We start from the raw sequence: 23,714 nt of genomic DNA on the forward strand, positions 1-23,714 counted from the left end.
CTCAGCTGAGAAGCTGAGTCTTTTTTGTGTGTGTATGGTAAAGCGGCTGCTTTATTTTTTGACTTTTTCTTTTTTTTGCTGTCCCGGGTGAAAAGTGAATTTTCCCGTTTTCAGCCGTTCTTCTGTTTTTTGGGCAATCCGGTCGTGGCATTCCTGGCACATATATGTATGGATTGGGCGGTTTCGAAGCCGTTTCGCGATCAGGGTATCATCATCAATTGTTTCAATTTTATCGCAAATAGAACATTGGACCCTCATCATATCACCTCTTTCACTAATATGTATTATAGCACGGATCAGAAGCTGTCCAAAATAAGAAAAAGCTAAAGCGCGAGGCTATAGCTTAATCATTGTTATTCTTTTTCATATGATGATCAGATTGATCGTTTTGCTCCTTTTCCATTTCCTGCTGCTGCTTTCTGTTTAATTGGTCATTTTGCTGCTTTGTTTGCGGCTCGTCTTCATTGTCAATCACATCGTTAGGAACTTCTGGAAGCACTCGGCCGACAATCGCAGCTAATTCATCTAGTATGCCTGTTACCGGACGGCCTTTACTGATTTCTCTGCTCATTTCATTCAGGCGGCTGACCGTATCTGGGTCAGCAATGACAACTGCGTTGGCACCATATCGATCATTTTTTAAAGCCTGTGCCACAGAATATTTAATCGTTTCCACTTTGCTTCTATCCAAAGTATCATCGACATCAATTCCAACAACGGCATAACCTCCAAGCACAACGGCTGTTGCATCCTTGACATCGGGATTTTTTTCAGCAACGCTGACAAGATGCTTGGCAATATCCGTTCTTGTTCCATTGTCTTTTGTCTCCTGAGTTGTGTCCTTTACGTGAATCGGTTTGGTTTCCTGCTGTCTTGTTGATTCTTTTTCAACATTCTGATCCTGTTTTCCTTGTTGGTAGGCACATGCGGACAGGATAAGCGTCAGCTGTATGAGAATGAAAAGAATTCGCACTTGCGGGTTCCCTCCTTGAAATGCATTCATTAATTTTATTGTTGAATTAACCTTCTATCTTTATGCACAAAAACATATATTTTAGCAGGCATTCACCTTTTTTCATCGTAAGAGAAGCAGGAAGAACTTTGACCCTTATATCAGGAGGCTGAGACTTGAGTAAAATTTATGTGTTAGATACGAATGTGTTATTACAGGATCCTAACGCGATATTTTCTTTTGAAGAAAATGAGGTTGTCATCCCTGCTGTCGTATTAGAAGAGGTTGATTCAAAGAAACGGTATATGGACGAAGTTGGGAGGAATGCAAGGCACGTATCTAAGCTGATTGATGCGCTAAGACAAAAGGGCAGGCTGCATGAGCATGTTCCGCTCGACACGGGCGGCACACTGAGAATTGAACTGAATCATCGTTCGTTTCACCAGCTGCAAGAGATCTTTATTGAAAAGACGAACGATAATCGCATATTAGCCGTTGCGAAAAACTTAAGCCTCGAGGAAGAAACGAAGGAGAATGGCAGACCGGTTATCCTCGTCAGCAAGGATGTACTTGTCAGAGTGAAAGCGGACGCAATCGGACTGCTTGCCGAAGATTTCTTAAATGACCGGGTCGTGGACAATGATGAAATGTACAGCGGCTATAAGGATTTATATATCAGCCAGCAGCTGTTCAACTCTTTTTATGGTAAAAATCAAATTTCAGTAAATGATATAAAACAGCACGCGTTTTATCCGAATCAATTCGCATTAATGAAGGATGAGCTGGGAGGATCCTCCTCTGCAGTCGGAATTGCAGATAAAACCGGAACGGTATTAAAAAGACTCGTATTTGATGATGAACATATATGGGGAATCAGGCCGAAAAATGTTCAGCAGACAATGGCATTAGAGCTTTTGCTGCGTGAAGATATTCCGCTTGTCACCCTGATCGGAAAAGCGGGAACCGGCAAGACGCTTTTAGCATTGGCAGCGGGACTATTACAGACAGAAGACTTAGGAATATACAAAAAGCTGGTCGTGGCGAGACCGATTGTTCCTGTTGGCAAAGACATCGGGTACTTGCCGGGCGAAAAAGAGGAAAAGCTAAAGCCTTGGATGCAGCCGATTTTTGACAACTTGGAGTTTCTGTTTAATGCGAAAAAACCGGGGGAGCTTGAGGCCATTCTGGCGGGTATTGGCTCAATTCAGGTAGAGGCGCTGACTTATATCAGGGGGAGAAGCATTCCAGATCAATTTATTATTATTGATGAAGCGCAAAATTTGACCAGGCATGAGGTAAAAACACTGCTGACGAGAGTCGGTGAGGGGAGTAAAATTGTCTTAATGGGCGATCCTGAACAAATTGATCACCCATATTTAGACAGTCTGAACAATGGTTTGGCCTATGTGGTTGAGCGGTTTAAAGGACAACCCATCTCAGGCAGCGTGAAGCTGTTAAAAGGTGAGAGATCAGGCCTCGCCCAGCTTGCAGCTGACTTGCTGTAATACTAAATGATTTCGATTTCTTTTATATCGGTGATGGGCTGTTTGTGATCAACTGGATCTTCAAAGTAAATATGAACGGGGCCGCCTTCTTGAATCGGCTTGCCTGCCTCACTGAAATGAACAATACTGTTCAGAGCGGTTTCCAGAGGAACGGCGGCCTTTCCCGAACTTGTGACAAATACGCATTGTGTCGCAGAGCTGGGCGGCTCGGCATTTTTCAGCACAGTCCCAAGTTTCATTGCAAAGCTGCCGTTCATCAGTTTTTGCTTCTCGTATTGTTTTTCCGTCTTTAATGTCGGCGGCGCAATCCGGCCCTCTCTGATGACGCGTTCAGGATCAAGATCGGATTCATCCCCGGCTGATTGTAAATGTGAGTCTTGACTTGCCCCTTTGCGGTCAAACGAAAATTTGCGATCATCAAAAATCCATACGCTTGGATCAATGGTGATCGGATATGTAACATTGCCTTTTACTTGTATAACGCTCATGATATAACCCCCTTCTCTCAAAATTATAAAAGTTTTCGCATGAATTGTCACTTTGTGTACAAATTATGTATATTGAAATGCTCAGGGAGCGAGGGTGGTTGCATGGTATGCCGGCATAATGACGAGCTTGAAGCCTTAGTAAAAGAGGCGAAAAAGGTGACGGATAAGGGGGAGGTAGCCAGCTATATTCCTGCCTTGGCAAAAGCCGATAAACACGATCTGTCAGTGGCGATTTATTATTCCAATAATATTTGTCTGTCAGCAGGTGACGTAGAAAAAACATTTACACTTCAAAGTATATCGAAAGTCCTCTCACTTGCTTTGGTATTAATGGAACACGGCAAAGATAAGGTCTTCAGCTATGTTGGACAGGAGCCGACCGGTGATCCGTTTAACTCAATTATCAAGCTGGAAACAGTGAATCCGAGTAAGCCGTTAAACCCTATGATCAATGCCGGGGCTTTGGTAGTGACAAGCTTGATTAGAGGGAAAACGGTGAAAGAGAGACTTGATTATTTACTTTCTTTTATCAGAAGACTGACAAACAACCAAGAGATTACTTACTGCCGGGAAGTGGCTCAATCCGAATACAGCACATCAATGATTAATCGGGCAATGTGTTATTATATGAAGCAGTACGGCATTTTTGAGGATGATGTAGAAGCGGTAATGGATTTATACACGAAGCAATGCGCGATAGAGATGAACAGTCTGGATTTGGCGAAAATCGGATCTGTATTTGCGCTGAACGGCAGACAACCTGAGACTGGAGAGCAAATCATCCCAAAAGATGTCGCCAGGATTTGCAAAACATTTATGGTGACGTGCGGAATGTACAATGCAAGCGGGGAATTTGCAATTAAGGTCGGAATTCCTGCAAAAAGCGGCGTATCCGGAGGGATTATGGGCCTTTCACCCTACGATTTCGGGATCGGCATTTTTGGCCCGGCATTGGACGAAAAAGGGAACAGCATTGCAGGTGTAAAGCTTTTGGAAATAATGTCTGAGATGTACAGGCTGAGTATTTTTTAATTTATGTCATCTGCTTAAATCCTCTTGCATTTTCTGCTGATACCCTTTATGATAAATAGAAGAATTAGGTACTCGCCTGGGGAACGGAGGGATACTTTTGGCTTCAGAGATGATAGTTGACCATCGGCAAAAAGCTTTTGAACTCTTAAAAGTAGACGCTGAGAAGATTTTGAAGCTGATCCGAGTACAAATGGATAACTTAACGATGCCTCAATGTCCTCTATATGAAGAGGTTTTAGATACTCAAATGTTCGGGCTTTCGAGGGAAATCGATTTTGCTGTCCGCCTGGGATTGGTTGATGAAAAAGACGGTAAAGACCTTTTATACACATTGGAGCGCGAATTGTCTGCTTTGCATGACGCGTTTACAGGTAAATAAATGATAAAACTCAAACTTATTAACAGTTTGGGTTTTTTTATAACCGCTAATTTTCTCTCATTAAAGACGGTCTTTTTTTACACATTCCTTCCGAATCGTATAGAGATTCTTCGTCTCGTTTGATAAATTGTAGTAAAATAAAAAAGATAAATACATAAAAACCATAGATAATGGAAGTTAGAAGCAGGGAAGAGGATGTTATGTTAAAAAAAATGCTCAAATCTTATGATTACTCACTGATATTCGCAATTGTTTTACTATGCGGATTCGGTTTAGTGATGGTATACAGCTCAAGCATGATTACGGCTGTCTCTCGATACGGGGTAAGCAGTAATTTTTTCTTCATGCGGCAGCTATTTGCTTTAATTGCGGGTGGCGCTCTTTTTATTCTCATGGCTTTGTTTCCTTACAAAGCACTGGCCCATCAAAAGTTTCAGAAGACGATACTGCTTGTTTCTGTTTTTGCGCTTATCTCGCTGTTTGTATTCGGGCATGTCGCCGGAAACGCGCAAAGCTGGTTTAAAATCGGCGGAATGAGTATCCAGCCGGGGGAATTTGTTAAACTGGTCGTGATTTTATATCTTGCAGCCGTATATGCCAAAAAACAAAGCTATATCGACCATCTGTTAACGGGAGTAGCCCCTCCGGTTGTCATGACGCTTGTGATTTGCGGGTTAATTGCCATGCAGCCAGATTTTGGTACAGCCATGATTATCGGCCTAATTGCGACGTGCATGATCTTGTGCTCCGGTTTCAGTGGAAAGACGCTGGTGAAGCTTGTTTTGCTGGGCGGTATTGTTTTAATTTTAGTCAGCCCGATTATTTATTTAAATCAGGACAAAATTTTAACTGAAGGCCGTTTGGCACGTTTTGAGAGTCTTGAAGACCCATTTAAGTATGCAAATTCATCAGGTTTACAAGTGATCAATTCTTATTATGCGATCGGCTCAGGCGGCATTTTCGGTCTGGGGCTCGGTGAAAGTATCCAAAAATACGGATATCTGCCTGAATCACACACTGACTTTATTATGGCTGTCATTGCTGAAGAACTAGGTATTTTTGGGGTATTGTTTGTGATTTTTCTATTGGGCTTTATCGTAATAAAAGGGTTTTATATAGCCAGAAAATGCGAGGACCCGTTTGGGAGTCTTCTAGCGATCGGCATTTCGAGCATGATTGCCATACAATCGTTTATTAACCTTGGCGGAGTCAGCGGATTAATTCCGATTACAGGGGTTACGCTGCCATTTATCAGTTACGGGGGCTCTTCTCTAGTACTGCTGCTAGCGAGTATGGGGATATTAGCGAATATCAGCATGTTTGTGAAATATTCAGAGAATAAGAAAAAGAGAGAGCCCTTGGCGCCGAAGGGAATGAAAAAGAAACAGCTCAAAAAAACTGTTTATCTGTAAAAAACAAGTGTGTACAGGGGAAGGGTATTCCGCTATGATAGATTATATTCCATTCGGGTAAGGGGGAGAAACGTTTGTCACAGCAATCGATACAAAAAGTATTAGTAGCAAACAGGGGAGAAATTGCAATCCGAATATTCCGGGCGTGTACCGAGTTGAATATTCGTACAGTTGCGGTCTATTCAAAAGAAGATTCCGGTTCCTACCATCGGTACAAAGCGGATGAAGCATACCTGGTCGGTGAAGGGAAAAAACCGATTGATGCTTATCTGGATATTGAAGGTATCATAGATATTGCGAAAAGAAACAAAGTCGATGCGATTCATCCGGGATACGGTTTCTTATCTGAAAATATCCATTTCGCGAAACGATGTGAAGAAGAAGGCATCGTGTTCATTGGTCCAAAGTCCGAACATCTAGATATGTTTGGTGACAAGGTAAAAGCGCGTGAGCAGGCAGAAAAAGCTGGAATCCCTGTGATTCCCGGAAGCGACGGCCCTGCAGAAACGCTTGAAGCAGTCGAACAGTTTGGACAAACTAATGGTTATCCGATTATCATTAAAGCTTCACTGGGCGGCGGCGGCCGTGGTATGCGGATTGTCAGATCTGAAAGTGAAGTCAAAGAAGCATATGAGCGTGCAAAATCAGAGGCAAAAGCAGCCTTTGGCAATGATGAAGTGTATGTAGAAAAATTGATTGAAAATCCGAAACATATTGAGGTTCAGGTGATTGGTGACAAGCAGGGCAATGTCGTCCACCTTTTTGAGAGGGACTGTTCTGTTCAAAGACGCCATCAAAAAGTCATTGAAGTGGCGCCGAGTGTCTCCCTGTCACCTGAATTAAGAAACCAAATTTGTGAAGCGGCAGTTGCGCTTGCGAAAAATGTAAACTATATAAACGCTGGTACGGTCGAGTTTCTTGTTGCAAACAACGAATTCTACTTTATTGAAGTAAACCCTCGCGTACAAGTTGAACACACGATTACAGAAATGATTACAGGTGTCGATATCGTTCAAACACAGATCCTTGTTGCCCAAGGGCACAGCCTTCACAGCAAAAAAGTAAATATTCCTGAGCAAAAGGACATTTCTACAATCGGCTATGCCATTCAGTCACGGGTTACGACTGAGGATCCGCAAAATGATTTCATGCCTGATACAGGAAAAATCATGGCTTACCGCTCAGGCGGCGGTTTTGGTGTCCGTCTTGATACCGGAAACAGCTTTCAAGGCGCCGTGATCACGCCATATTATGATTCACTTCTCGTTAAGCTTTCAACTTGGGCTTTAACGTTTGAACAGGCGGCGGCCAAAATGGTCCGAAACCTTCAGGAGTTTAGAATCAGAGGCATTAAAACAAACATTCCGTTCCTTGAGAACGTTGCAAAGCATGAGAAGTTCCTGACAGGGCAATATGATACGTCTTTCATTGATACAACACCTGAATTATTTAATTTCCCTAAACAGAAAGACCGCGGAACAAAAATGCTCACTTACATCGGCAATGTGACAGTGAACGGTTTCCCTGGAATCGGGAAAAAAGAAAAACCGGCGTTTGACAAACCGATAAACGTAAAAGTAGACATAGATCAGCAGCCTGCCAGAGGAACAAAGCAAATTCTCGATGAAAAAGGTGCTGAAGGGCTTGCAAATTGGGTTAAGGAACAGAAATCTGTCCTTTTAACTGATACGACATTCAGAGACGCTCACCAATCATTATTGGCGACGAGATTCAGATCGCATGATTTGAAAAAAATCGCGAATCCGACGGCTGCGTTATGGCCTGAGCTATTCAGTATGGAAATGTGGGGAGGCGCGACCTTCGATGTAGCCTACCGATTCCTGAAAGAAGACCCGTGGAAGCGTTTGGAGGACCTTCGCAAAGAAGTGCCGAATACCTTATTCCAAATGCTGCTTCGTTCATCTAACGCGGTCGGCTATACGAATTATCCGGATAATGTGATTAAAGAATTTGTGAAGCAATCTGCTCAATCCGGTATTGATGTATTCCGTATTTTCGACAGCTTAAACTGGGTAAAAGGGATGACGTTAGCCATTGATGCCGTTCGGGATACCGGCAAAGTGGCAGAAGCTGCGATTTGTTACACGGGAGATATCCTTGACAAGAACCGTACGAAATATGATCTTGCTTATTATACGTCGATGGCGAAGGAGCTTGAGGCTGCCGGAGCCCATATCCTTGGAATTAAAGATATGGCAGGGCTGTTAAAACCGCAGGCTGCATATGAACTCGTTTCTGCTTTGAAAGAGACGATCGACATTCCGGTTCACCTTCATACGCATGATACGAGCGGCAACGGTATTTATATGTACGCAAAAGCTGTTGAAGCCGGCGTTGATATCATAGACGTGGCGGTCAGCTCAATGGCAGGATTAACGTCTCAGCCAAGCGCGAGCGGATTTTATCATGCGATGGAAGGGAACGCCCGCCGTCCGGAAATGAATGTCCAAAACGTTGAAATGCTGTCCCAATATTGGGAGTCAGTTCGTAAATACTATAGCGAATTTGAAAGCGGAATGAAGTCTCCACATACTGAAATTTATGAGCATGAAATGCCTGGGGGCCAATACAGCAACCTGCAGCAGCAGGCGAAGGGAGTAGGCCTAGGCGACCGCTGGAACGAAGTCAAAGAAATGTACAGACGCGTCAACGATATGTTCGGCGACATCGTGAAGGTCACGCCTTCCTCTAAAGTAGTCGGAGATATGGCGCTCTACATGGTGCAAAACAATCTGACTGAAAAGGACGTTTACGAAAAAGGCGAACAATTAGATTTCCCTGATTCTGTCGTGGAGCTTTTCAAAGGAAACATCGGCCAGCCTCATGGCGGATTCCCGGAAAAACTACAAAAGCTGATCTTAAAAGGACAGGAGCCGATTACGGTCAGACCGGGAGAACTGCTTGAGCCGGTATCCTTTGAAGCGATCAAACAGGAATTTAAAGAGCAGCATAACTTGGAGATTTCAGATCAAGATGCTGTGGCGTATGCACTTTATCCTAAAGTCTTCTCTGATTATGTGAAAACGGCAGAAAGCTATGGAGACATTTCGGTATTAGATACGCCGACATTCTTCTATGGCATGACATTAGGTGAAGAAATAGAAGTGGAAATTGAGCGCGGAAAAACACTGATCGTTAAGCTGATTTCAATCGGCGAGCCTCAGCCTGATGCCACTCGCGTCATTTATTTCGAACTGAACGGACAGCCGCGTGAAGTTGTCATCAAAGATGAAAGTATTAAGTCTTCCGTTCAGGAAAGACTGAAAGCGGACCGGACAAACCCAAGCCACATCGCAGCCTCCATGCCTGGAACGGTTATTAAGGTATTGACTGAAGCAGGTACAAAAGTCAATAAAGGTGATCATTTGATGATCAATGAAGCGATGAAAATGGAAACAACGGTTCAGGCGCCTTTCTCAGGAACAATCAAGCAGGTTCATGTGAAAAATGGCGAGCCGATCCAAACGGGAGATCTGCTTCTCGAAATTGAAAAAGCATAAAAAACAAGAGTGTATATCATTTGATATACACTCTTGTTTTTTATGAAAAAAGCGTAGGGAAATGAAAATTGTGTGGTTTAGAAGAGATCTAAGGCTTGAAGACAATACAGCACTGTCACAAGCCATTTCCTATATAAAACAAAAACAGGATTATCTGCTGCCGGTCTTTCAGATACTTTGTAGTATGATATGAGCCATAAATATTTCTTAAAGGCACTATCTTTGTATGAAGCATGGCAAAAGGGCTCTATCTGCACATTTTTATCATGAAGCAATACTTATGTTTCGCAGGCTGTGCGGTTTTTTAGCATGATGACAAAAAATACGGAGCGCAGCGAGCCGCTCAATGATCATCAAGTCCAGCGGAGAGGCTGGCCATTGAAACGTATGAAGCGGCAAAAAACATGATACAAAAAAGACCAAAGCGCAGAAAGCTTTGGTCTAGAGTTATTATGATTGTCTTGATTCATAACGGAAGCGTGCAATCAATAATAAGAAGTAGCATAGAACACCAAACAGGCAGGCAATAAAGAACGAGTGGGCAAGTGCAAAGCCCAGAGCCAGTTCAGAGTATACGATCATAATACCGGACAGCGCCTGTAATGAAATAAAAATAAGACATGAGATCCATCCCCAAAAGATCTGCTTTTGATCTTTATAGGAAGTAATAGCATGAACAGCGGCCACAATAATCCATACAAACAACAGCAATGCTGCTGCTCTATGGCCCATTTGCACCCATTCATGGAATTGGGTCGGAAGTCCATTGTTCAGCGGGCTGCACAGCGGCACATCAGGACATGCCAGACTTGATTCGGTATGTCTTACATATGCGCCTGTATACACAACGATATAGGAGTATATTAAAATCCCTATCATGTGAAATTGCATTTTTTTGCCGATTTGAAGCGGCTTAACCAGTTTTCTAACTGATTTGTCGGCTTCAAATATGAGCAATGTCAAAATGAGCACTGAAGCAAAAGAAATCAATGAGATGCCAAAGTGAAGCGCCATAATCAGCGCGTTTGAACCGAATACGACAGCCAATGCGCCAAGCAGTGCCTGTAAAAATAAAAAGATAATAGACATGATCGCGAGAAACGTTGTTTCACGGAAAATCGGTGTGATTTTTCTCCATGACCAAAACGCAAGGCTTAACACAAGGATAATAGAGATCCCGCTTGCGAACCTGTGGCTCCATTCAATAATTGAAGCCGGATTCATTTCAGGGAAAAAACGGCCGTGACACAGCGGCCACTGTCTGCCGCAGCCTTGGCCGGAACCTGTTTTTGTAACGAGAGCTCCCCCGATTAAAACAATAAGCATGACAAATGTTGTCAGAACACCGAGAGCTTTTAATGCTTTATTCATACAATATTCACCTTCTCAACATACTGCTGCGATTTTATATACGTTCCAAGTGTAAGCGAATATGTGTTTTGTGGCAATTCTTAGAGCCTTTTGTTCACAAAATTATAATAGAATGACGGCTATCGGAAAATGTACACTTGATTATTCATGCCGGGTCTGATAGAAATAAGGTAAACGCACTGCCAATTTGGCGATTGCCTTCATCTTTGGTAAAATTCATAAAAAGTTCACAAATAAATTCCTGTTTGTCGTTTAATATTTAATAGGATGTTTTTTTACAAGATGTTATCTTGTATGATAGAGTTGCAGGTTTTTTTATTCTCCTGCGTTAGGTTTGTAAGGGAGGTTTACGTTATGGCTAACTCCAGAATCTTAAATGATACAGCTATAGACGGACAAATTGAAGAAACAACGGCGTGGAAAGATTTTCTGTCCCTTATTAAAATAGGGATCGTCAATTCTAATCTCATCACGACTTTTACTGGAATGTGGCTTGCACTGCATATTTCCGGTTTGAGTTTTTTAGGCAATATAAACACCGTTCTTCTTACATTAATCGGGTCTTCTCTGATTATTGCGGGCTCCTGCGCGATCAATAACTGGTATGACCGGGACATTGACCATGTTATGGAGCGTACGAAAGTAAGACCGACGGTTACGGGTAAAATTCAGCCGAATCAGGCGTTATGGTCTGGAATTTTGCTGGTTGCTTTAGGGTTGATCATGCTGTTGATGACAACTGTTATGGCTGCTGTTATTGGTTTTATCGGAGTCTTTACGTATGTTGTATTGTACACAATGTGGACGAAGCGCCGCTATACGATTAACACAGTAGTAGGAAGTGTTTCCGGTGCAGTGCCGCCGCTTATTGGATGGACGGCAGTGGAAGGAAATATCGGTGTCGTAGCATGGGTATTATTTATGATTTTATTTATTTGGCAGATTCCTCACTTCTTAGCATTGGCTATTAAGAAAACGGAGGATTACAGAGCTGCAAATATTCCGATGCTTCCTGTCGTATACGGATTTGAAGTGACAAAAAGACAAATTATTGTGTGGGTTGCGTGCCTGATGCCGCTTCCGTTTTTCCTTGGAAGCCTTGGCCTTCCGATTGTCATTCTCGGCTTGCTGTTAAATATCGGCTGGCTGATTCTCGGCTTAATGGGATTCCGCTCCAAGAATATCATGAAGTGGGCAACGCAGATGTTCGTTTACTCGCTTAACTACATGACAATCTATTTCGTTGCCATGGTTGTCTTGACGCTTTTCTAAAAAATAGATATGATGCTTGTTTTATCGCTTCAAAATAAACGATGACAACTAGTAAATGCCGCCTTGACCTCTTGTTTAATCAGGCGGCTTTACTTTTATACATAGATGGCATTTTGAGTAAAAAAACTCATAATTTAAGAGAAGAGGAAATGTAAGTGCTTTATTGGTGATAGGCTGGATTGCGAATCTGCTTTCCGCCTTTGTATTGACCAGAAAAGGGGTTGGGTGAAATGGTAAAGCATTGGCGTCTTATTTTATTATTAGCCTTGGTGCCGCTTCTATTAAGCGGATGTGGAAAACCTTTTTTATCCACGCTCAAGCCTGCTGGCGAGGTGGCTGATAAACAGTATGACCTGACAGTGCTCAGCACATTGATTATGGTGGTTGTTGTTGCAGTAGTATCTGTTATCTTCTTTTATGTAATTGTGAGATTCAGAAGATCACGGGTCGGTGAGAACACGATACCGAAACAGGTAGAGGGGAACAAAATTTTAGAAATCACATGGACCGTGATCCCGATTTTGCTGCTCATTATTCTTGTGATCCCTGTCGTATTATATACGCTTGAGCTTGCGGATACATCACCAATGGATAAGAAAGGCCGAAAAGCCGAGGATGCTCTCGTAGTCAATGTCCGGGCAAATTTATATTGGTGGGAGTTTGAATATCCTGATTACGGCATTATCACAAGCCAGGAGCTGATTGTGCCGACAGACCAGCGTGTATATTTTAATTTAAAAGCTTCAGATGTAAAACATTCCTTCTGGATTCCTTCCGTTGGAGGAAAACTTGATACGAATACGGATAATGAAAATAAGTTTTTCCTGACATTTGATTCAAAACGAAGCAAAGAGGCAGGAGATATGTTTTTTGGGAAGTGTGCAGAGCTTTGCGGCCCTTCACACGCGCTGATGGATTTTAAGGTAAAGACGATGTCTGCAAAAGAATTCCAGGGCTGGACAAAAGAAATGAAAAACTATAAGTCTACAACAGAGAGCGATTTGGCTAAGCAGGGCGAAGAACTGTTTAAAGAGAAGAACTGTCTGAGCTGCCATGCAGTAGAACCGAATGATAAGCGTGCAGAAGCAGCGAGAACGGCCCCAAATTTGGCGACCTTCGGTGAAAGGGCAAAAGTGGCAGGGGTGAAAGACGCCAACGAAGAAAATGTGAAGGCTTGGCTGAAGGATCCTGAGAGCATAAAACCGGGTAACAAAATGACAGGAACCTATCCGAAGCTCTCAGACAGTGAAACAGATGCGCTTTATGAATACTTAAAAGGCTTAAAAACGGAAAGCAAGTAGGGAAGAAAGGGAGATATTGGGGGAGGTCACATATGTTGAATGCGCTTACAGAAAAACGGACGCGCGGATCTATACTTTGGGATTATTTGACGACGGTGGACCATAAAAAAATTGCAATTCTTTACTTAATCGCCGGGGGATTCTTCTTTCTTGTCGGGGGAATTGAAGCGATGTTTATCAGAATTCAGCTTGCAAAGCCGGAAAATGCTTTTCTCAGTGCCCAAGCGTACAATGAAGTAATGACAATGCACGGGACGACAATGATCTTTCTGGCTGCGATGCCGCTTTTATTTGCCTTGATGAATGCGGTCGTTCCCTTGCAGATTGGGGCTCGTGACGTTTCATTTCCATTTTTAAACTCGCTCGGTTTTTGGCTCTTCTTTTTCGGGGGCATTTTCTTAAATCTAAGCTGGTTTTTGGGCGGAGCGCCAGACGCGGGTTGGACGTCATACGCCTCACTTTCGCTTCATTCTGAAGGGCACGGCATAGACTTTTTCGTCCTCGGGCTGCAAATATCGGGGCTCGGGACACTGATAGCCGGGATTAACTTTTTGGCCACGATTATCAACATGAGAGCTCCCGGCATGACGTACATGAGGCTGCCTTTGTTCACATGGACGACATTTGTAGCCTCAGCATTGATTTTGTTTGCATTTCCTCCGCTTACGGTCGGATTGGCTCTGATGATGCTGGACCGGCTGTTCGGCACCAATTTCTTTAATCCGGAGCTTGGCGGAAATACGGTCATTTGGGAGCATTTATTTTGGATCTTTGGCCATCCGGAGGTTTATATCTTAATTTTGCCTGCATTCGGTATATTTTCAGAGGTCATCCCTGTGTTTGCCAGAAAGCGTTTGTTTGGGTATTCATCAATGGTTTTTGCCATCGTGCTCATTGGCTTCCTGGGCTTTATGGTTTGGGTGCACCACATGTTTACGACAGGTCTGGGGCCGATTGCAAATGCGATTTTTGCGGTTGCCACAATGGCTATCGCGATACCGACCGGGATTAAGATTTTTAACTGGCTTTTGACGATCTGGGGAGGAAATGTGAAGTATACGACAGCGATGCTGTATGCCGTCTCATTTATTCCGTCCTTCGTGCTCGGCGGTGTGACGGGTGTCATGCTGGCAGCAGCAGCTGCTGATTATCAGTTCCATGATACGTATTTTGTGGTGGCGCACTTTCACTATGTCATTATTGGCGGCGTGGTATTCGGCCTTTTAGCCGGCGTTCATTTCTGGTGGCCGAAAATGTTTGGTAAAATTCTGCATGAGACGATGGGGAAAATTTCATTTGTATTGTTTTTTATCGGCTTTCACCTCACGTTTTTCATTCAGCATTTTGTCGGTTTAATGGGGATGCCGCGCCGGGTTTATACGTTTTTGCCAGGCCAGGGTCTTGAAACCGGCAACCTGATCAGTACAATCGGGGCGTTTTTTATGGCGGCAGCTGTTATTCTTCTGCTGGTCAATGTCATTTGGACATCGGTAAAAGGCGAATATGTCGGAGCTGATCCATGGCAGGATGGACGTACCCTTGAATGGACCGTTTCTTCACCGCCGCCTGAGTATAACTTTAAACAGCTTCCTTTTGTCAGAGGGCTTGATCCGTTTTGGATCGAGAAGCAGGCAGGACACAAATCAATGACGCCGGCTGAACCGGTTGATGATATTCATATGCCAAACGGCTCAATCCTGCCGTTCATCATTTCCTTCGGCCTTTTTGTCGCAGCGTTCGGGCTGTTGTACAGAACCGATCACGCTTGGGGGCTGCCGGTGATCTTTATCGGACTCGGCATCACATTTATTACGATGCTGCTTCGTTCAGTAATTGATGATCACGGCTATCATATTCATAAAGAGGAACTGCCGAATGATGATAAAGGGGTGAAGGCATAATGCAAATTGAAGAAAAATTCACCGCAGAAACCTTTCCAGCTTCTCCCGAAAAAGTAACGCTGGAAGGGAAAAATAAATTTTTAGGCTTTTGGCTTTTTCTTGGGGGAGAGACAGTTTTGTTCGCGTCTCTCTTCGCAACGTTTCTTGCACTCCGGAATTCAAATGCCGGTGATCCGCCTACGACGGAAATGTTCGATGTAACACTTGTGTTTATCGCCACAATGCTGCTATTAACGAGCAGTTTAACGAGTGTGTACGCGATGTACCACATGAAGAACTTTTCTTTCGGCAAAATGCAGCTTTGGCTGGGAATTACGATCTTATTGGGGGCTGGCTTTTTAGGATTGGAAATTTATGAGTTTAAGCATTACACCCATGAGTTTGGCTTTACGATCACAAGCTCTGCGCTCGGTTCCGCGTTTTACACGCTTGTCGGTACACACGGCGCCCACGTGGCATTTGGGCTTATGTGGATCAGCACGCTGATGATCCGTAATGCCAAGAGGGGGCTGAACTTGTATACGGCGCCTAAGTTTTATGTTGCCAGTCTATATTGGCACTTTATTGATGTCGTGTGGGTCTTCATCTTTACCGTTGTATATTTAATGGGGATGGTGGGATAAACATGGTCGGTAAAAAAAGCAGAGGGCAAATCAACAGCGACCTTGAATTTAAGAAAAAGAAGCACGCTCAGGAGATGAAATATCAGGTTCTGTCTTTTGGTTTAATGATCGGTCTTACGATTGTTGCATTTCTGACAGTGGCAACGGACGGTGTAGGCAGCTGGTTTACGATTCCTTTCATTATTTTGCTAGCTGCAATTCAAGTCATTTTCCAGCTGTATTATTTCATGCATATGAATCAAAAAGGGCATGAGGCGCCGGCAATGTTTTTGTATTCAGGCATGTTTGTCGCGTTCATCACTGTGCTTGCGTTTGTCACAATTATATGGTGGTAATTTGAACAGCCGCCGGAGGTGAAGAAATGAATCAGCTAGAGGTATTTGGGTTTCGCGCGATGTGGAGCCCTTATCTTTTTTGTATCCTGTTGGGCATTACAGTGCTTTATCTCTATTTTTACAGGCGAATGTCTTCAAAGCCAAATCGAATAACGGGTAAACAGATGGTGTGCTTTCTATCGGCGATGCTGTTTTTATATGCAGCCGAGGGAAGTCCGGTTGATCTGCTCGGACATATTATGTTCAGCGCGCATATGGTGCAGATGGCTGTCCTGTATTTGGTCGTCCCGCCGCTATTGATCGCGGGAATTCCTGCATGGCTTTGGGAGAAAATCATTTTCAGGCCTGCCATTAAACCGGTTTTTTCATTTTTCACGAAGCCTTTAATTGCTTTGCTTTTGTTTAACGGCATTTTTTCTTTATATCATGTTCCGCTTATATTTGATACTGTCAAAACAGATTCGTTATACCATACATTAATGACTTGGCTTATCTTTGTGCTTGCGTTTTTGATGTGGTGGCCGCTTGTTCATAAGGTCGAGCGTCTCGGGCAGCTCAGCGGCTTGATGAAGCTGGGATATATTATGGCGGACGGTATGCTGCTTACGCCTGCTTGCGCGCTGATCATGTTCAGCGGCGCGCCGTTATATGCCACCTATACAGATCCGTCTGCGTGGGCTGAGGCAATGAAGCTTTGTGTGCCTGCGGATATGATGGGGCAGGTCCCATTAACAGGACCAGAGATGTTAAATACACTGCCTTTATTAGAGGATCAGCAGCTCGGAGCAGTTATGATGAAAATCATTCAGGAAATTGTGTACGGTACTTTTTTGGCGATTGTTTTTTTCCAATGGGTGAAGAAAGAAAGGGAAAAGGACGGGCAGGAGGAGCCACCGTATATTCAGCAAACGATATCATAAAAGGTACAGCGAAAATGCTGTACCTTTTCATTACATTTGAACTGTTTTTAACATGTCGGATATGTCCTGAATCAGTGCTTTGCTTTTTGTCACAACCTGTACGGGAAACTCTTCCGTTTCTCCATATTCTACTCCGTGCGGGTAGTAATGCTTGCCTAAGAGAGGGGACATTAATTGAATCACGGCGCGGCCGCTTCCAACATCGCCCTCTGCCGCAATGCCCTGTATCCGCAGGTAAAACGTACCCTCAATCGTCGAAAACTTCTTGTCATAGGTGACTCTTTCGTAATCCCATTGACCCGCTCTGACGAGGCCTTTGCTTTCCATCAAGTCGTCTAGCCAGCTGAGCTCAGCCTTTACCCCTTCAAGTCCGCTTTCAGTAAACTTCAACACTGACCCCTCCTTATAAAAATTACCTTTCCTGACAATCATAGTATGAAAGCGTTAAACTTTCAATGAATCTTCTTCTTTTGAAAGTATGCAAAAATTAAATTTTGACGACAATAGCACTAGACTAAAGGAGGTTATACGGATGACAAAAATAAAAGATCTGATGACAGCCGACTTGCAATATTGCACGGTATTAGATAATGTATATGAAGCTGCGGTAAAGATGAAAGACGCGAATGTAGGGGCGATTCCAGTAGTTGATGAGGATGGAGAAACACTGGTCGGCATCGTGACCGACCGCGATCTCGTGTTAAGAGGAATTGCCATAAAAAAACCAAACTCGCAAAAAATCACTGACGCGATGACCGAAAAACCTGTCAGCGTAGATGAAGATGCTTCAGTCGATGAGGTTCTTCATTTGATGGCATCCCATCAGCTCAGAAGGATACCTGTTACAAAAAACAAAAAGCTGACTGGAATTGTCACGCTTGGTGATCTTTCTTTATCTGAGCAAACGAATGAACGTGCCGGCAGCGCCTTATCGGATATTTCCGAGGGGGATAATAGAGAAGAAGGCTTTTTTCATTAACACATAAATCTTTGACATGTTAAATAGGCTGTATTGTAATGAGATGTAAGGCAAGACATAGTGATTCGCTACGGGGGTGATAGATTGAAAAATATCTTGAGAGCGATGGTTATCCTCTTGATTATCTGCGGAACTTATGTTCTGTTTATTCAATATGGATCTGTTCCTGAAAAAAAATCAAATGACAGCGAGCCTCAAGTGTCTAACGAGGAAGCGCAAAGCGGCAAACGAATACATATGCCGACCTCAGGATTATTGTCCTTTATGGGCAAGTCCGCCGATGATGTAATGAAAAAGCTTGGGGAACCAGAACGCATTGACCCTTCAGCTTATGATTACGATTGGTGGGTATACAATCAGGGAAAGGACCAGTATGTCCAAATTGGGGTATTAAACAATAAAGTGGTCACATTATTTGCTACTGGGAATGATATTAACGCGAAGCCTTTCAAAATTGGTGAAACAACCGGAGAAGTATTCAAGACGACCCAGGTGGCACCGTTTGTGAATGTAGAGTATAAAGGAAATTCCTATCGGTTTGAGTTTTCTGAAGAGGATATCAATACCAGGCCGACTGTTAAGGTAGGAAAGATGTATGTCCAGCTGTATATGGACAAATTTGAGGGGAAGCTATCCAGCATCAGGGCGTTTGATGCGCAAACCTTTGTAAAGCAAAGACCTTATGAGGTTGTGTACCGCGGTGAATTAATGAAACCGGAATCTGTTTCAGATGATAAGTGGAAAAAGATCCAAACGACGAGTGAAAAGCAAATACTTGATTTGACGAATGTCATACGCGTCAAACATGGGCTTGCAAAGCTTGAGTGGGATCAGCCGACGGCGGAAGTGGCCTTTGGACATAGCCAGGATATGAAGGAAAATAATTATTTCTCCCATGTCTCTAAAAAATACGGCACGCTGAAAGACCGCTTAGAAGAAGGGCATGTTGACTTTCAGCAAGCGGGAGAAAATATTGCATATAATTATGTGGACGGCCCGGCTGCTGTAGAAGGCTGGCTGAATAGTGAGGGCCATCGAAAAGCGCTTCTGAATTCAGATTATACGCATCTCGGTGTCGGAGTAGACCGAAAATATTACACTCAAAATTTTATTAAGCGATGGTAATGAAAAGCCGCGGAGGAATGGTTCCGCGGTTTTTCTAATTTTCACAAAAGCTTAATGATCTGAATGCATGTGTCGTTGCGTGCATAAGAGCTGCAGCGGAATAAATGTGTTGTTTTCCTTTTCTGACAACATGGCTGCTGAGGAGGCAGATTCCCATTCCTTCAGTAAGGCTCTTTCACGAGTGTATGGGGCAAAGCTGAAAATTCATTCGGGAACGAATATAGGCGAACACAATGCCTGACAAAACGATACATTGTAGTAGGTATCGATTTTCGGAGGGGGTGAGGATTGTGGCGAATCAACATGCCAATCATTCAATCAATGACTTTAAACAATTCGTCAAAAAGCATCCCAAGCTGATAAAAGAAGTACGCAAAGAACAAAGAAGCTGGCAGGACGTATATGAAAATTGGGTCCTCTTCGGGGAGAGCGACCCGATTTGGGATCCGTATCGGGAACCGGAAGAAGCTGCAGAAGCTGTGCCTGAAACAGAGCAAAAAAATGATTTTGTCTCTAAAATGGTGACTGCGGTGAAAAAGATGGATGTCAACCAAATGAACGAACAAATCAATAAAATGAGCCAGTCGATCTCATCGTTGCAAAGTCTTCTTCATACATTTTCCGGGAGCAGCCAGAAGCAATCTCAGCCAGGCTCTGGACAGCATCCTTTTTCTTTTCGAAAGGATTAAAAAAGGGGAGCTCATATGCGCAAAGAGGTTCAGGAATTTATTTTAGCAAACGAAGAACGGAAACGATTCATCAGAGAACAGCCGATATGGTACCGCAGACTTTCGAGAAAACCGGATGATCTGTCCTCCTTTCAGCTTGAGATGATGAACTTTTATGAAAAAACCATACCGCACCGGGTGAACCAATTTACGAACGGGATTCAAATGGCGCAAATGATGATGCAAATGTTTCAAGCGATGCGGACAAAAGATTAAAAGGCCCGAAAGAGGGTCTTTTTTCATGCTGTAAATGCAGGGAGATTGTTTTCGGGCTGCGGTTAAGCATTTTCCAATTGGCTGGTTTCGTGGTAAACTAACAACTGGAGGTGCGTGCTATGTATGCGACGATGGAATCCGTGCGGCTTCAAAGTGAAGCTCAGCAGCTTGCCGAGATGATTCTGCAGTCGGAGACGGCTGAGAACTACCGCAATTGTTACAAGCGTCTCCAAGAAGATGAAGAGGCAGGGCGGATTATTCGTTCTTTTATCAAAATAAAAGAGCAGTATGAGGATGTACAGCGTTTTGGCAAATATCATCCTGACTATAGAGAAATATCCCGGAAAATGAGGGAGATCAAGCGGGAGCTGGACCTGAACGATAAGGTGGCTGACTTCAAGAGAGCTGAAAATGAGCTTCAGTCTATTCTTGATGAGGTTAGCGTCGAGATTGGGACAGCTGTTTCGGAGCATGTTAAAGTTCCGACTGGGAACCCTTATTTTGACGGTTTGTCTTCATGCGGAGGCGGCTGCGGTTCAGGCGGAAGCTGCGGATGCAAAGTGTCCTGACGAGACTGGCCGTCTCGTCTTTTACATATAAGAGAAATCAGGCAGGTGATTGTATTGGAGAATAGGCGCCAGGGCATGATTGTGTATCTGCATTCCCTAAAGCAAAGCAAAATGCTGAGGAAGTTCGGAAATGTGCACTATGTATCAAAACGCTTAAAATATGTCGTGCTGTATTGCGATATGGACCAAATTGAAAAAACAATGGACAAGATTGCGTCTTACTCTTTTGTGAAAAAAGTAGAGCCTTCTTATAAACCGTTTTTAAAATTGGAATTCGAGTCAAAGCTTGATAAAGCAAAAGAATACGATTATAAAATCGGCATATAGCTGTATAAAAAAATCCCCGCAGACTTCTGCGGGGTCCTTCTATTCCTTAACATGTTAAGGAGAAGGCAAAGGGAGAGGAGAAACCGGAGGAAGAACTTATGGGGAAACGTAAGTCTTCTCCGCGGTTGGCAACAACATCCTCTAGATGCTGTTGCTTATATTATGGACAAGGATCAGTCCGCCTATACACCTGTTTATTAGAATTAGCATTCATTGTTTGAAAGAATGCTTTATGTTAAGATAGGATTGATTTTTTTCTGTGTACATAGCGGCGTCCGGCCGAACAAAGAAACAAAATAGCTTTTAGAAAAAGTGGTGTGGAACATGAGAGTAATTTCTGGATCAAAAAAAGGCCGTTCACTAAAGGCTGTGCCGGGAACATCAACTAGACCGACAACCGACAAAGTGAAGGAATCCATTTTCAATATGATCGGCCCTTATTTTGATGGGGGCAGGGGACTTGACTTATTCGCAGGGAGCGGAGGTCTTGGAATCGAAGCGCTTTCACGCGGGTTTGAGCATTGTATATTCGTTGACCGTGATTTTAAAGCGATTCAAACGATAAAATCAAATTTAAAAACGCTGGAGCTTACAAAACATGCCCAGGTATACCGGAATGATGCGGAACGGGCTTTGCACGCTGCTGCAAAAAGAGAAACAGGCTTTCGCGGAATTTTTCTTGATCCGCCGTACAAGGAACAAAAGCTAAAAGCGCTTTTAACGATGATTGATGAATATCAAATGCTGGAAGAAGACGGCTTTATCGTTGCTGAGCATGACAGAGAGGTCGAGCTTCCCGAAACCGTAGGAGATCTTGTGATGGCAAGAAAAGAAACCTATGGACTTACAGGTGTAGCGATTTATAAAAAGAGGGGGTAGTGATGTGGCGAGTATAGCTGTCTGTCCCGGCAGTTTTGATCCGGTGACCTATGGGCATCTGGATATCATCAGACGCGGGGCGCATATTTTTGAACAAGTGTATGTATGTGTGCTGAATAATTCTTCGAAAAAGCCTTTGTTCAGTGTAGAAGAGCGGTGTGAGCTCCTGAGAGAAGTGACAAAAGACATTCCGAACATAACAGTTGAAACGTCGCAGGGACTGTTAATTGATTATGCAAAAAGAAAAAAGGCGAAAGCGATTTTAAGAGGCTTGAGAGCGGTATCTGATTTTGAATACGAGATGCAGGGGACTTCCGTAAACCGTGTGCTTGATGAATCCATTGAGACGTTTTTTATGATGACCAACAATCAATATTCGTTTTTAAGTTCAAGCATCGTAAAAGAAGTGGCAAGATACAATGGATCGGTCTCAGAGTTTGTGCCGCCGGAAGTAGAGCTGGCGCTTCAACAAAAATTTAGACAAGGATGAGGGTTTTGACTCATCCTTTTTTTGTTCCGTTTGTCAGTCTGTAAGAAAAAATGATAATGTACGTAAACAGCGCGCATAATGTGACAGCGGGTCCAATCTGCACAAGCAGATTCCAGCCGTTTATAAATGCAGTTGGCATTTCGCTGCTATTAAGAGATTTAAATACATACTGATACGGATCATGCCATGCCGTGTAAAGCGGTTTCCATAAAAGCATGACGAAGACGGCGGCATAAACGCCCTGCAGCAAACGTGCGATAAAGAATGGTTTAAATCTGATATCGGTTTCCGATAAAATACCTGCCACCTGAGCTTGAACGGAAAAGCCGCTAAACCCGAGAATAAAACTGACGACAATGGCTTTTTGAAGAAGAGAGACATCTGCCTCGCTGACAAGCTTGCTACCTAACGTGATTTCAAACATCCCTGATAAAAGGGGAATGTCCAATTGAGCCGGAAGCTGAAACAAAGTCAGCACGCCTTTTGTGAAAACAGACAGAATATCAGTCAGCTGCACCACGGACAACAGCCGGTTAAAGACAGAAAATAAAATAATAAAGCCGCCAACCATAAGAAGGGTTTGAACAGAAGAGGTCACGGCGTCGCCTAAAATTTTGCCCAGAGGCCGTTTTTCCGCAAGTCTGGCGGTATGCAGAGCGTATAAAGCATCTTTGATCGAAGGAAAAGGTATTGTTTTCTTCCCCCTGAGATGCTGCTCTTCCTTGCGGCCATAGGAACGCATCGTTAAACCGACAGCCAGATTCCCCAAATAGTGTGCAGAAGCCAATAAAATGCCCAATGACGCGTTTTGAAAGAAACCGACGGCAACAGCGCCGAAAATAAAGAGCGGGTTTGAAGAATTGGTAAACGACGCAAGCCGTTCTGCTTCTACTCTTGAAATCTGTTTTTCCTGCCGCAGACGGGCAGTGAGTTTTGCTCCCGCTGGGTTTCCTGATGCCATTCCCATAGCAAGAACAAAGCCGCCAACACCGGGCACGCGAAAGATCGGACGCATAAAAGGTTCAAGCAAAACACCGACAAACCGCACAATGCCAAAACCAATTAAGAGTTCAGACAGAATAAAAAATGGCAGCAATGACGGAAATACAACCTCCCACCACATAGAAAGCCCGGTTTTAGAGGCTTCGAATGAGGCCTGCGGATGTGAGATGACAGTCGCTGTTAAAAAAAGAAAAAACGAAGCAATCAAAAGTGTATTAATCTTCGACAAGTTCATTCTTACCTCCCCGATGCTAAAAATGCCCAATGACATGTATTCATGATAAAATAATGTATGACACGAAACGGCCAAGCAGTACCTGTCCTCTTGATTCTTTGTACTAATATACGAGCATAGGGGTTCAGTTTAGACCATAGAATTCGGTATAC

The 23,714-nt window shown here is 43.5% G+C and carries 26 protein-coding genes; 20 read left to right on the top strand and 6 right to left on the bottom strand.

Features of this window, described 5'->3' with window-relative positions; translation table 11 throughout:
- Positions 1–51 precede the first annotated feature (51 nt).
- Together AC0C66_RS00100 and AC0C66_RS00105 are read right to left on the bottom strand one after the other, a co-directional pair.
- Entirely contained in the window at positions 52–261 is a 210-nt protein-coding gene (locus AC0C66_RS00100; RefSeq protein ID WP_072183306.1) for a YlaI family protein, read from the bottom strand.
- Between the two features lie 82 nt (positions 262–343).
- Positions 344–973: a YhcN/YlaJ family sporulation lipoprotein gene (locus tag AC0C66_RS00105; protein ID WP_014113677.1), complete on the bottom strand. Its 630-nt coding sequence runs from the start codon at positions 971–973 to the stop codon at positions 344–346.
- Between the two features lie 155 nt (positions 974–1,128).
- On the opposite strand from AC0C66_RS00105, the gene AC0C66_RS00110 reads away from it, so the two are divergent.
- Positions 1,129–2,457 (top strand): PhoH family protein, encoded by a 1,329-nt coding sequence (locus AC0C66_RS00110; RefSeq protein ID WP_014113678.1) that lies wholly within the window; start codon positions 1,129–1,131, stop codon positions 2,455–2,457.
- Positions 2,458–2,459: 2 nt separating this feature from the next.
- Here the strand turns inward: AC0C66_RS00110 and AC0C66_RS00115 are convergent, their stop codons facing one another.
- Positions 2,460–2,945 (bottom strand): hypothetical protein, encoded by a 486-nt coding sequence (locus AC0C66_RS00115; protein WP_014113679.1) that lies wholly within the window; start codon positions 2,943–2,945, stop codon positions 2,460–2,462.
- A gap of 102 nt (positions 2,946–3,047) precedes the next feature.
- Between AC0C66_RS00115 and glsA the strand changes: the two genes are divergently transcribed.
- From glsA to AC0C66_RS00140, 5 genes are all read left to right on the top strand, one after another.
- Positions 3,048–3,977 (top strand): glutaminase A, encoded by a 930-nt coding sequence (glsA, locus tag AC0C66_RS00120; RefSeq protein WP_072566224.1) that lies wholly within the window; start codon positions 3,048–3,050, stop codon positions 3,975–3,977.
- A 97-nt stretch (positions 3,978–4,074) separates the two neighbouring features.
- Positions 4,075–4,356: an Fpa/YlaN family protein gene (locus AC0C66_RS00125; protein ID WP_003221339.1), complete on the top strand. Its 282-nt coding sequence runs from the start codon at positions 4,075–4,077 to the stop codon at positions 4,354–4,356.
- A 200-nt stretch (positions 4,357–4,556) separates the two neighbouring features.
- Complete coding sequence (gene ftsW, locus AC0C66_RS00130) at positions 4,557–5,768, top strand: cell division protein FtsW (RefSeq protein WP_072183310.1); 1,212 nt, start codon at positions 4,557–4,559, stop codon at positions 5,766–5,768.
- Between the two features lie 74 nt (positions 5,769–5,842).
- On the top strand, positions 5,843–9,289 hold the full coding sequence (gene pyc, locus AC0C66_RS00135) for a pyruvate carboxylase (RefSeq protein WP_088679065.1): 3,447 nt from the start codon (positions 5,843–5,845) through the stop codon (positions 9,287–9,289).
- A gap of 61 nt (positions 9,290–9,350) precedes the next feature.
- Positions 9,351–9,482 (top strand): deoxyribodipyrimidine photo-lyase, encoded by a 132-nt coding sequence (locus tag AC0C66_RS00140; protein ID WP_080376122.1) that lies wholly within the window; start codon positions 9,351–9,353, stop codon positions 9,480–9,482.
- Positions 9,483–9,739: 257 nt separating this feature from the next.
- On the opposite strand, the gene ctaA is transcribed toward AC0C66_RS00140, so the two are convergent.
- The gene (gene ctaA, locus AC0C66_RS00145) at positions 9,740–10,660 is read right to left on the bottom strand and encodes a heme A synthase CtaA (protein ID WP_072183312.1); all 921 of its coding nucleotides are present in this window, start codon (positions 10,658–10,660) and stop codon (positions 9,740–9,742) included.
- Positions 10,661–11,014: 354 nt separating this feature from the next.
- Between ctaA and cyoE the strand changes: the two genes are divergently transcribed.
- The 6 genes from cyoE (at position 11,015) to ctaG (ending at position 17,012) form a co-directional block, all read left to right on the top strand.
- Positions 11,015–11,932, top strand: coding sequence for a heme o synthase (gene cyoE / locus AC0C66_RS00150; protein ID WP_003221348.1), 918 nt, complete (start codon positions 11,015–11,017; stop codon positions 11,930–11,932).
- Positions 11,933–12,162: 230 nt separating this feature from the next.
- Entirely contained in the window at positions 12,163–13,233 is a 1,071-nt protein-coding gene (gene coxB / locus AC0C66_RS00155) for a cytochrome c oxidase subunit II (protein WP_014113685.1), read from the top strand.
- A 32-nt stretch (positions 13,234–13,265) separates the two neighbouring features.
- Positions 13,266–15,134 carry a cytochrome c oxidase subunit I gene (gene ctaD / locus AC0C66_RS00160; RefSeq protein ID WP_003238747.1) on the top strand — a complete coding sequence of 623 codons (1,869 nt, stop codon included), beginning with the start codon at positions 13,266–13,268 and terminating at the stop codon, positions 15,132–15,134.
- Positions 15,134–15,757, top strand: a complete 624-nt coding sequence (gene ctaE, locus AC0C66_RS00165) for a cytochrome c oxidase subunit III (protein WP_003221354.1) — start codon at positions 15,134–15,136, stop codon at positions 15,755–15,757. Before ctaD ends, ctaE begins: the two co-directional genes overlap by 1 nt.
- A 2-nt stretch (positions 15,758–15,759) precedes the next feature.
- The gene (gene ctaF / locus AC0C66_RS00170; protein ID WP_061187406.1) at positions 15,760–16,092 is read left to right on the top strand and encodes a cytochrome c oxidase subunit IVB; all 333 of its coding nucleotides are present in this window, start codon (positions 15,760–15,762) and stop codon (positions 16,090–16,092) included.
- A gap of 26 nt (positions 16,093–16,118) precedes the next feature.
- Entirely contained in the window at positions 16,119–17,012 is an 894-nt protein-coding gene (gene ctaG / locus AC0C66_RS00175) for a cytochrome c oxidase assembly factor CtaG (protein WP_014113687.1), read from the top strand.
- Between the two features lie 30 nt (positions 17,013–17,042).
- Here the strand turns inward: ctaG and AC0C66_RS00180 are convergent, their stop codons facing one another.
- Positions 17,043–17,405: a YugN family protein gene (locus tag AC0C66_RS00180; RefSeq protein ID WP_014113688.1), complete on the bottom strand. Its 363-nt coding sequence runs from the start codon at positions 17,403–17,405 to the stop codon at positions 17,043–17,045.
- Positions 17,406–17,544: 139 nt separating this feature from the next.
- Between AC0C66_RS00180 and AC0C66_RS00185 the strand changes: the two genes are divergently transcribed.
- The 8 genes from AC0C66_RS00185 (at position 17,545) to coaD (ending at position 22,325) form a co-directional block, all read left to right on the top strand.
- Positions 17,545–17,991, top strand: a complete 447-nt coding sequence (locus tag AC0C66_RS00185; protein ID WP_014113689.1) for a CBS domain-containing protein — start codon at positions 17,545–17,547, stop codon at positions 17,989–17,991.
- An 84-nt stretch (positions 17,992–18,075) separates the two neighbouring features.
- Positions 18,076–19,116 carry a CAP domain-containing protein gene (locus AC0C66_RS00190; RefSeq protein WP_014113690.1) on the top strand — a complete coding sequence of 347 codons (1,041 nt, stop codon included), beginning with the start codon at positions 18,076–18,078 and terminating at the stop codon, positions 19,114–19,116.
- 290 nt (positions 19,117–19,406) lie between these two features.
- Positions 19,407–19,805, top strand: coding sequence for a YlbD family protein (ylbD, locus tag AC0C66_RS00195; protein WP_014113692.1), 399 nt, complete (start codon positions 19,407–19,409; stop codon positions 19,803–19,805).
- Between the two features lie 15 nt (positions 19,806–19,820).
- Entirely contained in the window at positions 19,821–20,060 is a 240-nt protein-coding gene (locus AC0C66_RS00200) for a YlbE-like family protein (RefSeq protein ID WP_014113693.1), read from the top strand.
- Between the two features lie 119 nt (positions 20,061–20,179).
- Positions 20,180–20,629, top strand: coding sequence for a regulatory iron-sulfur-containing complex subunit RicF (ricF, locus tag AC0C66_RS00205; RefSeq protein WP_003221370.1), 450 nt, complete (start codon positions 20,180–20,182; stop codon positions 20,627–20,629).
- A gap of 54 nt (positions 20,630–20,683) precedes the next feature.
- Positions 20,684–20,956, top strand: a complete 273-nt coding sequence (locus AC0C66_RS00210; protein ID WP_003221373.1) for a YlbG family protein — start codon at positions 20,684–20,686, stop codon at positions 20,954–20,956.
- 324 nt (positions 20,957–21,280) lie between these two features.
- Positions 21,281–21,835, top strand: a complete 555-nt coding sequence (gene rsmD, locus AC0C66_RS00215) for a 16S rRNA (guanine(966)-N(2))-methyltransferase RsmD (protein WP_014113694.1) — start codon at positions 21,281–21,283, stop codon at positions 21,833–21,835.
- Positions 21,836–21,839: 4 nt separating this feature from the next.
- Entirely contained in the window at positions 21,840–22,325 is a 486-nt protein-coding gene (gene coaD, locus AC0C66_RS00220) for a pantetheine-phosphate adenylyltransferase (protein ID WP_003221378.1), read from the top strand.
- A gap of 10 nt (positions 22,326–22,335) precedes the next feature.
- On the opposite strand, the gene spoVV is transcribed toward coaD, so the two are convergent.
- A complete protein-coding gene (gene spoVV / locus AC0C66_RS00225) occupies positions 22,336–23,562 on the bottom strand; it encodes a dipicolinic acid transporter SpoVV (RefSeq protein ID WP_072183052.1) in 1,227 nt (408 codons plus the stop codon).
- Positions 23,563–23,714 lie beyond the last annotated feature (152 nt).

This window comes from Bacillus sp. VA13 (assembly GCF_055710085.1).